This window comes from Veillonella sp. VA139, from assembly GCF_003992005.1.
In the GTDB taxonomy this organism is placed as follows: Bacteria; Bacillota; Negativicutes; order Veillonellales; family Veillonellaceae; genus F0422.
Window position 1 is genome coordinate 19,830 of the sequence record NZ_RQVL01000026.1, and the last position, 12,795, is coordinate 32,624.

General features: G+C 42.7%; 13 protein-coding genes and 5 tRNA genes. All 18 read left to right on the forward strand.

The window, feature by feature from the left end:
• The first annotated feature begins 144 nt into the window (after positions 1-144).
• Entirely contained in the window at positions 145-627 is a 483-nt protein-coding gene (gene cptIN / locus EO125_RS08150; RefSeq protein WP_127148464.1) for a type III toxin-antitoxin system CptIN family toxin, read from the forward strand.
• Positions 628-780: 153 nt separating this feature from the next.
• Entirely contained in the window at positions 781-1,446 is a 666-nt protein-coding gene (gene sdaAB / locus EO125_RS08155; protein ID WP_127148465.1) for an L-serine ammonia-lyase, iron-sulfur-dependent subunit beta, read from the forward strand.
• 8 nt (positions 1,447-1,454) lie between these two features.
• On the forward strand, positions 1,455-2,330 hold the full coding sequence (gene sdaAA, locus EO125_RS08160) for an L-serine ammonia-lyase, iron-sulfur-dependent, subunit alpha (protein WP_127148466.1): 876 nt from the start codon (positions 1,455-1,457) through the stop codon (positions 2,328-2,330).
• A gap of 12 nt (positions 2,331-2,342) precedes the next feature.
• Positions 2,343-3,797 carry a CCA tRNA nucleotidyltransferase gene (locus EO125_RS08165; RefSeq protein ID WP_127148467.1) on the forward strand — a complete coding sequence of 485 codons (1,455 nt, stop codon included), beginning with the start codon at positions 2,343-2,345 and terminating at the stop codon, positions 3,795-3,797.
• Positions 3,794-5,782: a penicillin-binding transpeptidase domain-containing protein gene (locus tag EO125_RS08170; protein WP_127148468.1), complete on the forward strand. Its 1,989-nt coding sequence runs from the start codon at positions 3,794-3,796 to the stop codon at positions 5,780-5,782. Before EO125_RS08165 ends, EO125_RS08170 begins: the two co-directional genes overlap by 4 nt.
• A 77-nt stretch (positions 5,783-5,859) precedes the next feature.
• Positions 5,860-6,708 carry a bifunctional 5,10-methylenetetrahydrofolate dehydrogenase/5,10-methenyltetrahydrofolate cyclohydrolase gene (locus EO125_RS08175; protein ID WP_127148469.1) on the forward strand — a complete coding sequence of 283 codons (849 nt, stop codon included), beginning with the start codon at positions 5,860-5,862 and terminating at the stop codon, positions 6,706-6,708.
• Positions 6,686-7,027 carry a hydrogenase maturation nickel metallochaperone HypA gene (gene hypA / locus EO125_RS08180; RefSeq protein WP_127148470.1) on the forward strand — a complete coding sequence of 114 codons (342 nt, stop codon included), beginning with the start codon at positions 6,686-6,688 and terminating at the stop codon, positions 7,025-7,027. Before EO125_RS08175 ends, hypA begins: the two co-directional genes overlap by 23 nt.
• A gap of 9 nt (positions 7,028-7,036) precedes the next feature.
• Positions 7,037-7,702: a hydrogenase nickel incorporation protein HypB gene (gene hypB / locus EO125_RS08185; protein ID WP_127148471.1), complete on the forward strand. Its 666-nt coding sequence runs from the start codon at positions 7,037-7,039 to the stop codon at positions 7,700-7,702.
• Positions 7,692-9,419, forward strand: a complete 1,728-nt coding sequence (locus tag EO125_RS08190; protein ID WP_127148472.1) for a hypothetical protein — start codon at positions 7,692-7,694, stop codon at positions 9,417-9,419. The genes hypB and EO125_RS08190 overlap by 11 nt, the downstream gene beginning before the upstream one ends.
• A gap of 1,052 nt (positions 9,420-10,471) precedes the next feature.
• A tRNA-Thr gene (locus EO125_RS08195) sits at positions 10,472-10,547 on the forward strand.
• 7 nt (positions 10,548-10,554) lie between these two features.
• Positions 10,555-10,639: transfer RNA gene (locus EO125_RS08200), tRNA-Tyr, on the forward strand.
• Positions 10,640-10,646: 7 nt separating this feature from the next.
• A tRNA-Met gene (locus EO125_RS08205) sits at positions 10,647-10,722 on the forward strand.
• Positions 10,723-10,748: 26 nt separating this feature from the next.
• A tRNA-Thr gene (locus EO125_RS08210) sits at positions 10,749-10,824 on the forward strand.
• A gap of 7 nt (positions 10,825-10,831) precedes the next feature.
• Positions 10,832-10,908 (forward strand) — tRNA-Met (locus tag EO125_RS08215).
• 104 nt (positions 10,909-11,012) lie between these two features.
• Complete coding sequence (locus tag EO125_RS08220) at positions 11,013-11,555, forward strand: Panacea domain-containing protein (protein WP_127148473.1); 543 nt, start codon at positions 11,013-11,015, stop codon at positions 11,553-11,555.
• Positions 11,545-11,862 carry a type II toxin-antitoxin system PemK/MazF family toxin gene (locus tag EO125_RS08225; protein ID WP_164725886.1) on the forward strand — a complete coding sequence of 106 codons (318 nt, stop codon included), beginning with the start codon at positions 11,545-11,547 and terminating at the stop codon, positions 11,860-11,862. Before EO125_RS08220 ends, EO125_RS08225 begins: the two co-directional genes overlap by 11 nt.
• A 30-nt stretch (positions 11,863-11,892) precedes the next feature.
• A complete protein-coding gene (locus tag EO125_RS08230; RefSeq protein WP_127148475.1) occupies positions 11,893-12,528 on the forward strand; it encodes a hypothetical protein in 636 nt (211 codons plus the stop codon).
• Positions 12,529-12,682: 154 nt separating this feature from the next.
• Positions 12,683-12,795: GTP-binding protein (locus EO125_RS08235; protein ID WP_151158424.1), on the forward strand; the 113-nt coding region annotated here is incomplete at its 3' end.

The following is a 12,795-nucleotide window of genomic DNA, read 5'->3' on the forward strand; positions in this document are numbered from 1 at the left end:
AATAATTGTTGTTACTTAATAAGCAACTAAAATAAGATTAAGTTCAAATGGTTGTCGCTACTCGATATGCGACTCAATAAGTGTTCGAGCTCAAATATGTAGACTCCATTCGAAAGAATGGAGTCTATTTTTTAGGGAGGGTTTATGAAAACAGGTCACTTTTATTATATAAACGATCAATATTTTGTAGATTTTCCAGATCCATATTTAATGAAAAATAAAGAAACTATAGATGGTCAAGCACATGATAGACCATGTTTTTATGCTTTTTTAGATGTATCAACTAATTTATATTGGATGATACCTTTTTCTTCACAAATAGCTAAATTTCAAAAAATATATGATACGAAAATTAATAAATATGGAAAATGTGATACTATTTTATTTGGAAAAGTACTAGGGCATGAAAAAGCTTTTCTAATTCAAAATATGTGTCCGGTTAGTATTTCATATATTAAAAATGAATATATAGATGCTATTTATCATAAGCCTGTTAGAGTTGATGGGCGACTAGAGAAAGAATTAGAAAAGAAAGCTCGTAAAGTTTTGGCATTACAAAGAAAAGGGATACAATTAATTTTTCCAAATATATTAGAAATTGAAAAGCAGTTGCTTTTAAACAATTAATAAAAAAGCCTAACTCATAAGGTATTGTACACCTTAATGCGTTAGGCTTTTTCTATGGTACTATTCTTTTACGAGAGGGCCTCAAATATGGTATGATATAAGGTACAGATAAGGCATAAGATATTCCTACATAGATAATGGGAGGTAACTACTTTGAGTAGTATTTTTGATATTATTGGACCTGTTATGATTGGTCCTTCTAGTTCACATACGGCAGGGGCGGCGCGTTTGGGAAAGATGGCGCTGTCTATGTTTCATGAACGCCCTGACAGTGTGACTATGACTTTATATGGCTCTTTTGCGAAGACCTATCGTGGTCATGGTACGAATCGTGCCTTGGTGGCAGGTTTGCTGGGTATGGATGCGGATGATGCGCGCATCCGTGACTCTTTGGAGATTGCAGCGCAAGAGAACTTTCAGTATACATTCATCGAGTCCGAAGTGGATGCTGGTCACCCCAATACAGTACGGTTCAACATGTACGGCAAAGATGGCAAGCACATGTCCGTCACTGGTTCTTCTCTTGGCGGTGGTCGAGTAGCGGTGACCAACATTGATGGCATCGATGTAGACATCACGGGGGAAGAGCATCAAATCATTGCATTCCACACGGATCAACCGGGCGTGATTGCAGGGGTGACTCATATTTTAGGCTTAGCGGGCATCAATATTTCTAGTATGCGCGTATTCCGTAAACGAAAAGGGTCAGAAGCGGTGATGCTCATTTCCACGGACTCCGATGTAGACGAAGTGGCATTACAACAGATTAAGGAAGTGCCGGGAATTTCCTCGGTGATGTATTTTGAACCATTGGAATAGAGGATACTATGAGTTATTTATACGATACTATTGAAGATATTGTACGTCTCGCAGACCGTGAAAGTATTTCCTTTTCCGAAGTGGTCTTGCGGGCAGAAATAGAAAGTACGGACTCAACGAAAGAGGACGTGCTGGATGAAATACGTCGTCGCATCCAGATTTTCAAAGAGTCTGTTCGCGATGGAATAGCAGATACGAGAACAAGTAAAAGCGGTATGTCTGGTGGACAGGCGAAACAATTAGATGAGCGAAAACCAGTGTTTTTGAGTGACCTTACATACAGGGCGTTGCGATACGCCATTTCCGTGAATGAAGCGAATGCGAAGATGTTCCGCATTGTGGCATGTCCTACGGCGGGGGCCTGTGGTATTTTACCAGGTGTCATGCAAGCAGTGGGGGAAGTGTACAACTGCGATGACGACGCCTACATCAATGGCTTTTTAGCAGCCGCTGGAGTTGGTAATGTGGTGACGAACCAAGCTTGCGTAGCAGGTGCTGTGGGTGGTTGCCAAGCTGAAGTGGGTACGGCGGCAGCCATGGCGGCGGCTTGTGCTGTGGCGATGATGGGTGGCACTACAGAAGAAGTGGTAACGGCTATGACTTTGTGCATGAAAAATGTACTCGGTTTGGTTTGCGACCCTGTGGCAGGTCTCGTAGAAGTGCCTTGCGTAAAGCGGAATGGCATCTATGCAGTTCATGCCTTAGCAGCGGCAGAGATGGCGCTGGCAGGCTTGCGCAGTCGCATTCCAGCAGACGAAGTCATCGGTGCTATGGATTCTATAGGTCGAGCGTTACCAGAAGCATTGCGTGAAACGAGCGAAGGAGGCCTTGCTAAAACGAAAACGGGCATGGAGATTACGAAGCGTTTGGCGCATCAGAAGTAGAGAGGAATTAGGATGGAAACAGTAGCATACAAAGAAACATCCGCCTACCAAGGTGCATTGCACATTTTGCACACGTTGAAAACAGCACACCATGAAGCATATATTGTGGGCGGTGCTGTGCGAGATATCCAGATGGGGCGTATCCCCCATGATTACGATATTGTCACCTCGGCTATGCCAGAGGTGGTCATCGATGTACTGCGGACAGCGGGCTTTACTACAACCAACGTAGTGGGCGCCTCTTTCGGTGTCGTAGTGGTATCTTGCGGGGATCATGCCTACGAGGTGGCGACCTATCGCAGCGAACAGTATGGCGACGACAGCCATCGTCCTGTGGCGGTGCAGTATCCGTCTACCTTTTTAGAGGATGTGCATCGACGGGACTTTACCATCAATGGTCTTGCTTTATCTGAAAGTGGCCAAATTCGGGATGAAGTAGGGGGGCTACAAGATATTGCGTCACGCCGGTTATGCACCATCGGGTCTAGCCAAGAGCGCTTTCAAGAAGATGCGTTGCGCATGTTTCGGTTATGCCGATTTGCAGGACAGTTGGGATTTACCATCGACCCGAACACATGGGCAGGCATCGAGCCGAACCTGTATCGAGTGGAAGGTTTATCCCTAGAACGAGTGCGGGCGGAAATCGAAAAAATGTTGCTTAGCGACCATGTGGACCTTGCCTTGGATGCGTTGGTGGGCAGTCATTTAAACGACCAATATTGTCAACAAACCAGCGAGGGCCAGTCTCGACGGATTGCGATTTTACCGGAATTAACGCATTTAGTGGACTTGCCACAAGCCCCAGAACATCATATTCATGATGGGTGGCGCCATACTTTAGCAGTGGTGAAAGCAGTACCACAAAACTTAGTATTGCGTTGGGCTGCTTTGCTCCACGATGTGGGAAAAGGCGTGGAAGGCGTTCGAGGCTTTCACAATGGGCGGATTACGGATCGCAACCACGATACAGTAGGCGCCAAGATGACAAGAGAAATATTGACTCGTTTGGGCTATGCCAAAGAGTTTGTGAATTTAGTGACATGGCTCGTGGAACGGCATATGCGGTTTCACTTTTACGTGGCCAATGCATCGGCAGATTTGCGAAAATGGATGCACAAAGAAAGTAGGGAATCTTTATTTCGAGAAACAAAGGATTTAGTGGAAGCTGTGGAATATTTGCATGCCTTAGGTGTGGCCGATGTACTAGGGGGTGGCACGAAGGATGCTAAGCCAACAGCCCAATATGGGGCACGCATGGTGGAGATGGCGAAGTCGATGCCAGTGCATACGAAAGATTTGCACTATGACCGTCAGTTGCCATCGAAAGTAGCACCGTATACTAAAGAGGTTATGCAAACCGTATTGGAACGGGTGCAAACGGGAGATATTCCCAACACGCCAGAGGTCATCCAAGAGGCGGGTCTGGCGAAGTACAAGCGATTACAGAAAAAGGAGCAACATGCATGAATAGGCAAGACGCACGAAAACGATTAGATGATAATGCTTGGATATGGTTTGCCGTCATCTTGAGCGTTGCCATAGGGATTACGTTGCGCTATGGGTATATACAAATTGTAGCCAATGATACTTACTCTAAACGATTTTCTAGCCAATTCACAACCGATAGAGTATTGCAATCGCCACGGGGGACTATTTATGACCGCAATGGAAATCCTTTGGCATTAAGTGTCACCGTCAATTCCGTTAGTGCGGACCCTACGATGATGCGGGTGGTGGCTAAGAAAACGCCGGAAGAGGTGGCAGATGTATTGGCACCGTATGTGCGTATTTCCAGAGAAGAAATTATTAAAAAATTAAATGAAGATACAGCCTTTGTCTGGATTGATCGCCTCTTAGATGTGCCGAACTCCAATGGTATAGAAGCAGCCATCAAGGAAGCAAAGTTCAATTTTATTACCTTACATAAAGAGAGCCGTCGCTATTATCCGAATGATACTTTATTAGCGCAGGTCCTTGGATTTGTAGGATTCAATGAAGATGGCAAAGCTGATGCAGAAGGTAAGGCAGGATTAGAGGCAGCCTTAGATGATGTGATTCGCAGTAATGAGGTAAAAGTCAGCATTTATAACGATACAGCAGGTAGACCTGTCTTTGAGTCCGTACAGTCTCAATTTTTACCAGATCAAGAAAAATCTGTAAATCTCACCATTGATACTACGGTGCAGTTTATTGCAGAGCGTGCACTGGATAAAGCGATGGCAGATACAAAGGCTCGCAGTGCAGCCATGATTATTATGGACCCTAAAACAGGGGAAATCTTGGCAATGGCGAACAAAAATCGAGGCATGTCTACGGATGTGAATAAACTGAAATTTGAGGATTATCGGAACAATGCGGTGGTAAGTATTTATGAACCAGGGTCTACGTTCAAACCGATTATTGCCGCCTCCGCTCTGGCAGCTGGAAAATGGCAACTAGATACAGTGTACAATGATACGGGTACCATTCTAATCGATGGGCATACGATAAAAAACTGGGACGGTAAAGGCAGAGGTAAAGTTCGCTTACTAGATATTCTAAAATATTCCATTAATACGGGCATGGTGTACATGGGTACGACTACCGGTGGAGATATTTTGACAGATTATGTCAAACGATTTGGGTTTGGTAAAGCCACAGGCATTGAACTGCCGGCTGAGGGAGATGGAATCCTATTTGATCCGAAGACAATGAGTAAATTAGATACTGCCACTATGTCTATCGGACAAGGGACTGCGGTAACACCATTGCAAATGGTACAAGCCTTTGGGGCCTTGGCAAATGGGGGCAAAATGATGAAACCTCATATTATTAAATCCATCGTGAACCCAGATGGATCTACTTTCAGAGAAGCACAAGATATAGAGCAAGGCCAACCTATCCCTGAAAGTATTGCCAAACAGATTACAGATATTTTGGAAAAAGAAGTTTCTGAAGGGGGCGGCCATAAAGCCTACGTAGAGGGCTACCAATTTGCCGGTAAAACAGGTACGGCACAAAAATTAGATGCCGAACATGGTGGTTACTTGAATGGCCGGTATATTGCATCCTTTATTGGATACGGCCCTGTAGAAGATGCTCACTTTGTTGCCTTAGTTGTGATTGATGACCCGCAAGGTACATACTATGGTAGTCAAATTGCAGCGCCAGTATTCCAAGATGTGATGTCACAATTAGTGCGGTACTATAAGCTTTCACCAACACGGAGCAAGCATAGCGACAAAGATACAGCGAAAGCGACTGCAAAGGTATTAACGGTACAGCGGAATCAAGATAGATCGATTATTGTGCCGAATTTTACAGGTCATGCCTATGGAGAAGTGCGCGATTGGGTGCATGAAGCGGGCTTGACCTTCAAGCCGAACGGCAGTGGTTACGCGATTTCACAGGATGAGCCAGTAGGCAGTACCTTGGAACAAGGAGAATCGATTACAGTGCATTTTAGCCGGTAAGATTCGTAGGCTGTGTATGTATACAGAGATAGATATGACATAGGGATACGCTATGAGAATATGAATGTGAGGATATCATGATAGAATTATTAGGAAAACCAGTAGCACAGGCTCGTAAGGCTGTGCTACTGGAGAAGATGCAAGTACTAGTGGACCAAGGTGTAACGATCACTCTAGGTATTTTATTAGTGGGTGATGATGGTGCAGCCAAAATGTATGCTACGTTCATGGAAAAAGTGGCGAAAGGGGCAAACTTTGGCACTGAGTTAGTAGAATTGCCAGAAACTGCTACGCAAGAAGAGGTAGAGGCGGTGATTCATAGATTCAATACAGATGAACGTATCTATGGTGTTTTGCCATTGATGCCAATGCCAAAACACATTGACAGTGAAGCGGTGATTGGTGGATTAGACCCAGCAAAAGATATTGATGGGTTAACCACCTATAACATTGGATTGGTTAGCTCTGGTAAAGGTGGCTACGTGCCATGTACACCGAAAGCGTGCATGGCTATCGTAGACCATTATGGCATTGAACTAGCAGGCAAAAAAGTGGTTGTTCTAGGCCGTAGCCAAGTGGTGGGTAAACCAGTGGCGTTGTTGGCACTAGAACGTAATGCGACAGTGACGATTTGCCATTCTAAAACACTAAACCTAGCAGCTGAATTAGCACAGGCAGATGTGGTTATTGCCGCGGTTGGTAAGGCCCATATGGTGCATGGATCTATGCTGAAAGAGGGCTGCATTGTGATTGATGTAGGAATCAATGAATTAGAGGGACAGACCGTAGGGGATGTGGACTTCTCCTCTGCTAGTGAGGTGGCATCTGCCATCACTCCTGTGCCAGGTGGCGTTGGGTCTGTGACGACTACTATGATGTTAGAAGGATTATACGAGGCGTATCATGCACGAAATGGCCATTGCTGAGGGGATTGTGGATGTGGCGCTAGACACTCTGAAAGCGAATGAAGGCACCATCATCCATGCTATACAAGTACAGATTGGTGCGTTGTCTGGTGTAGAGCCAGAGGCATTACACTTTTGCTTTGATGCGGTGACTCGAGGCACACCGGCAGAGAGAGCCACATTAGAAATTGAAACAATCCCTATGAAAGGACGTTGTTTAGAGTGCCATCAAATATTTTCAATGGAACAGTATCGTCATGTATGCCCTCACTGTGAAAGCTTTGCCGTCGAAGAACTGCAAGGTCGAGAATTGCGTGTGGCATCCATCGATATGGATTAAAGGAGTACTATGGAAGTACAAGTAATGACGAATGTATTGGCTAAAAATGATGCCATTGCAGAAACACTACAAGAACAATTTAAAGAAAAACGCATTTTAGTGATGAACTTATTGGGCTCTCCAGGGGCGGGGAAAACATCTCTCCTAGAGGCGACCTTACAAACGTTGTCCAAGGACTATCGCATTGCTGTTATTGAAGGTGATTTGTTCACGGATAAAGATGCAGAGCGTATTCATGCTACAGGTGTACCAGTGATTCAAATCAATACTGTGGGAGGTTGCCATTTAGACGCGAATATGATTCGTGAGGCTATTGGCGAACTAGATTTGGATGCCTTGGATTTAATTATTATTGAAAATGTAGGTAACTTAGTATGTCCCGCAGAATTTTTCATCGGCGAAGATATGAAAGTAACGGTTCTCTCCATTACAGAAGGGGAAGATAAACCACTGAAATATCCGCTAATTTTCAAAGAATCTGCTGCGGTTCTATTAAATAAAGTGGATTTATTGCCCTATGTGCCGTTCAAAATGGACGAAGCCATTCGAGATATTAACTCCCTACAACCGGGGGTACCTATCTTTCAAGTGAGCTGCACACAGGAGGAAGGGCTTTCACCGTGGATTGCATGGGTGAAAGAAAAATTAGAGGAGCGACGTTGCCATGAAAACTAATTGGAAAGCTACCTTGGCGGCCATGGCAGTAGTAGGCATGGTGGGATTACAAACGCAGGTCGTACTGGGTCATGATGTTGCAGCGAATCCTGTAAATAAGAACGCAGCGCCTATTTCTGAGCAAGATGATAATGGTGTGCACAAACAGGTGGAGTCCATTGCTTCTGAGAAAGATACTGCTGAAAAACAGAAGGCGAGTTCTGAGGTGAAGCAAGAAGCCATATCGGATGTGGTGCAAGAAAAAAATGTAGTAGAGACGAAACATAATAGCACAGCTGTGCAACGGAAGGTGACCGTAGGAACAGTGACCCTTGATTTGACGCCTGAACAGGTGGCAGAAGAGTTGGCATTGCGCAAGTTCTTACAAGAGAAAAAAGCGTCCTTTGTGGAACAAGAGGAAGAAAATTTAGAGAATGTGGGAACTACGTTTACAGCAAAACGGATTCCACCGCTTGTAATCACAGATACTTTTGTGAAAGCCCTCAAAGAGGAAGCAAAAGCGCGTGTAGAAGCAAAACAACGTGAGCCATGGGTGTTCCCCAAAGTGGACCTGTTGAAAGAAAAGCTAGAGGCAATCTCTAGAAAAAAAACATCAGACATCGTAGTTGATGATGTGGAATTGGAGAAATCAAAGGACGAAGATGCTACCACCGTAGATATGGTTGCTGGCAGCAAGGAAGAGGCAGATTCTGGTGATAAGGGGAGTCCATCTACGGATACTGCTATGAATCAGCAGGGAGATAGCCACGAGGCGGAACATAGTGATAAGGATACTCGTGGGGATAGCTCTGCTGCTAGTAAAGAAGAGCGTAAAGTAGAGGCATCATCTAAAAAGACTAAAGAGGATACGAAGAATACAAAAGAAATTAAGAAAGCGAAATACCCTATCGACCTATTATGGACAGATAAGGAGAACATCTTCTTGCACGAGGACGTACATGTAGGGGCTACACGAGGGGAAGTGCTCTTTGCGTGGGGTGCTCCGCGGGCTATGTGGCGTGATAATGGGGATGGTTCTTTGTTGTGGCTATATGAAGGTACATTTTATAAAGAAAAAACTATAACAAAAAACGAAAAAACTGCTATGCATTTAGAGGAGTTTTCACAGTCAGTGAAGAATATATATAGTAGTGACTCTTTAGCAGGTTCTAACAGTTCTGTGGGTTATGTGTGGCTTTCCTTGAAAGATGGGAAAGTGACACATTTGGGAATGATTACGGGTCAAGACTGGCCTCGTTTTGCTATACCAGCCACTACATTAGAAACGTTTAAGCCCAATACAATGACAGAATCAGATTTCTCTTTGATGGGTTACCGATTAGGTGACATATTTACCAATGATCCCAATCGATCTTGGGAAGAAAGAGGTAAGCTGTACGGTCAAGAGTTTTTAGGTTATAAGGATGTAGTTATCGCATATAACAAGGAACACGAAATCACTCGTGTCATGATCAACTCATCGCTTGGTACGACGAAACGCGGCATTTCACTAGGAGATTCTAAATACTTACTGCTCTATCTCTACGGAGTGCCAGATTTTGAAGAACCTGCTAATCATCATGATAGTACGAAAGGTGTAGTCTATGGATACCGTCATCCATTGTTAGAACATGTGTATTTGCTGTTTACATTGGATGAGGGATTTGTCAGAGACATATTGTTGTCCAACCAAAAGAAAAGCGAACTTGTTTCGGCTATGAAGTCTATGGCGTTGTAATGACGTTATTTATGCAAAAAGGAAGAGCACGGCATACTCCTCACAAACGGTATTTCATAATGTTTGTTCGGAGCACGCCGTGCTCTTCTTGTGTTTGTATAAAATTGATATAGCAACGCCATAAGACTACTACGCAAAACTGCATCGCCTGGAGGGGGGAAGACCGTAACACACCCCTTCTCAAGCTATACAGTGGTTATGCTTGTTCAGGGGTATGTTACGGTCTTCTTACATTTGTGTGAATTGCTCAGTAAGAGAAAGCCACAAGGCTACTATGCGTAACTGCGTCGCTGGGGGGAGAAGCGCACGGCATACTCCTCACAATCGGTATTTCATAATGTTTGTTCGGAGCACGCCGTGCTCTTCTTGGGTTTGCAAATGTAAAGAAAAGAATGCCACGCTATTTCTAACCAAAATGGCGTTCCTTAGAAAATTTTGAATTATTAAAAATTAACGATTTGAGAAATTTATGGTATAATAATAGTATTAGAAGGGCTATTAACGTATTGTTAGGTTCATCTCTTCCTACATTATAGGAGGGAGGTGATACTATGAAGACGCTTGCAATATTATCGTTATTAATACAAATTTGTATGCTGATCATAGCACTTTTAGATTTACTATATAAGTAATGAAAAAGCCTAACGAATAAGGTCTGCTTACCTTAATACGTTAGGCATATTTTCATTTCAAACTTTCTTGAGATGAGCCTAACGCCGGTCAAACGTTGATGGCTCTTCTTTTATATGTTCAGTATACCATATTTTGTTGTAAAATACTACTGTTGCAACGGCAAGCTCTATATAATAAAGCTAAATTTTTTGATGCGGCAGTAATAAAAGTAATAAAGAACATACCTATTTCTATCCCAAATGGCGTTCTAATGGGGAAGTACAAAATTTTCTGGAAAAATTTAAAAAATTTTAACTAAAACACTTGCATTATAAATAGGGGTATGTTATTATATACAAGTAGTCAGGAACAGCACTACAGAGTAGAAAAAAGTTCTTGACAAACTACATAAAGACATGTATACTAATGCATGTGAATGTGCTGGCGTAGCTCAATCGGTAGAGCAGCTGACTTGTAATCAGCAGGTTGTGGGTTCAATTCCTATCGCCAGCTCCATTTTTTTGGAGGGATTCCCGAGCGGCCAAAGGGAGCAGACTGTAAATCTGCCGTCTTCGACTTCGAAGGTTCGAATCCTTCTCCCTCCACCATTTTCATCGCGGGGTGGAGCAGTTGGTAGCTCGTCGGGCTCATAACCCGAAGGTCGCAGGTTCAAGTCCTGTCCCCGCAACCATGTTAATTCGTTAGTGATTGAAGAATGCTGGTGTAGCTCAGTCGGCAGAGCGTATCCTTGGTAAGGATAAGGTCACCGGTTCAATCCCGGTCACTAGCTCCATATACTTGGCGGCATAGCTCAGTTGGCTAGAGCAATCGGTTCATACCCGGTGTGTCCGCGGTTCAAATCCGTGTGCCGCCACCAATAACCTCACTTTAGGTGGGGATTTTTTTATGCCTGGAATTGGATAAGCATTGAAATCCATAGATTGACTTTGTATAATGAGAGTATAGAAAGGTGGTGGCTCTATGGCTAAAGCGATAGATGTGGCGAAATTTTTTATTGAAATTGTTGCTAATACTCCTAATGAAGATGCGATGACTAATTTGCGATTAAATAAACTGTTGTACTTTGCTCAAGCTGGGAGCATTTCATCATTAGGTTATACTCTTATTGAAGAAGATTTTGAAGCATGGGATTTAGGCCCAGTTGTTAAATCTGTTTATAAAACCTTTAAAGAATATGGAAGAAATGGGATTGTTAATCAATCGTTTGATCGACAAGCGTTGACCAAAGAAGAGCAATTATACTTGTTAGATGTGTTGCGTAAATATAGCACAATGTCTACATCTTCTTTGGTGAATAAATCTCACGAAAAAGGGACTCCTTGGTATGAAGTGTACTATTCTACTGGGGATAAAATTATTCCAAAACATCGAATTACAGAATACTATGGACATATTGAAATTGTTGATAAATTTACATTGCCGTTTACAGAGAAAGACTTCGTTGGGACAAGAGATGAATCTAACCATTTAGTGTTACCACAGGAGTATGAATATGCCGAATAGTTGGGAAGTATGGTGGGCGATTGTAAAGTTTGAAAATTCAGAAGAATCAAAGGTACGACCAGTTGTTGTATTAGAGAATCAAGAGGCATTTATTATTTCGTTGAAAGTAACTAGTCATAAGCCGAGAGATACATATCCTGGGGAATATGATTTAATGCGTTGGAGTGATGCAGGATTAACTAAGCCATCAACTGTTAGACTGAGTCAACCGTTGCAATTAATAATAACAGACTTCAAAAGCAAAATTGGTGATTTAGATGCGGTGGATATCTATGCGATTCAGCAATTGATAGCGTATTATAAATGATATTATGTCTATGAAAGAGAGAAGGTACATATGACAACATGGTTTAATGATTTAAAAGAATTAATTTGGCACCCTAAGAGCAAAGGGTTTGATCAAATTGCCGAGCATGGGACGGTAAAGAAAGGTTTACTTACCTATTTTGGGCTTGAGCTGGTATTTTGCTTGTTAGTAGCTACGCTAGTCTTACCGCTAGTGGGCTTTTTCATGCCTTACTATTATCGTGAGATTGACGCATTAGGGTCGGCCATTATCATAGGTTTGGCTATCGTCTTTTTCCTATTCCAAGCGGCATCTATCTTTTTTAACAGCGCTATTTTCTATGGATTGTACAAGCTCACAACTGGCGAAGCAACATGGACGGATGTGATGAAAGGATTCATCTACGGCAAGGTCATCACCAATGTGTATGGCGTCGTATTAGGCTTGCTCTTACTTCCGTACTTTTGGTCCTGGCTTTTCCCAGCACTGGTCTACGGCATGGGACATTTTTTCCTCTTCCTAGGATTTTTCTTTGCCGTGGTTATCTGGATTTTTTACATGAATATATCCCTTATGGCCCGAGTGATTAAAAGTAGCAAAATGAAAGCGTTCCTATTATTGCTAGTTACGGGTATTGTTCAACTTATTTTAGAATGTATGTTGAAATATCTATACAAAATACAATGAGGAGCATAGGTTAGACTTTCACAGAAATATCCAAAAGTGGAATGAAAACACCTGTAATTCCTATAAAATAAGTAAACCGTATTTGTATTTCTCTATGTAATCATATATAATAAAGGTAATTAGTTTTTTTGTAATGAAGGAGGCTATTGTAACAATGGCAAAAGCAAAGTTCGAACGTAATAAACCACATGTTAACATTGGTACTATCGGTCACGTTGACCATGGTAAAACTACTTTAACAGCAGCAATCACTAAAGTTCTTGCTGA